Source organism: Vibrio sp. 1641 (assembly GCF_033339995.1).
In the GTDB taxonomy this organism is placed as follows: domain Bacteria; phylum Pseudomonadota; class Gammaproteobacteria; order Enterobacterales; family Vibrionaceae; genus Vibrio; species Vibrio alginolyticus.
On the sequence record NZ_JAWOVP010000244.1, the window covers coordinates 1 to 647 of the forward strand.

A 647-nucleotide genomic window follows, 5' to 3' on the forward strand; every position below is an offset into this window, starting at 1 on the left:
AGGCGATGAAGTCGCTACTATCGTTGACGCAGAGCGTCGCGCAGCTATCTCTCTAAACCACTCAGCAACGCACTTGCTACACGCCGCACTTCGTCAAGTTCTTGGTGAGCACGTGACGCAAAAAGGCTCTTTGGTTAAAGCAGAAAACCTACGTTTTGACTTCTCTCATCTAGAAGCGGTAACGGCGGCAGAGCTAAAAGAAGTTGAACGTCTAGTGAACGCGCAAATTCGTCGCAACCACGTTATTGAAACCAACGTGATGGACATTGAGTCTGCGAAGAAGAAAGGCGCAATGGCACTATTTGGCGAGAAGTACGATGATGAAGTACGCGTACTGTCTATGGGCGATTTCTCTACAGAGCTTTGTGGTGGTATCCACGCTTCTAACACTGGCGATATCGGCTTATTTAAGATCACCTCTGAGAGCGGCATCGCGGCGGGCATCCGTCGTATTGAAGCAGTAACAGGTGAAGCTGCTCTAGATGCGATCGAAGCTCAAGCAGCAAAATACGAAGAGAAACTAGCAGAATCTGCACAAAAAGCGAAAACGCTAGAAAAAGAACTTCAGAAGCTTAAAGACAAGATGGCTGCTGCTGAAAGCGCAAACATCATGGGTAAAGCAGTGGAAGTAAACGGCACGAAAGTAC

General features: G+C 47.9%; 1 pseudogene. It reads left to right on the forward strand.

The features are described 5' to 3' along the window. Positions 1-647 (forward strand): annotated as a pseudogene (locus tag R7Z47_RS25295) (alanine--tRNA ligase); the annotation flags it as partial.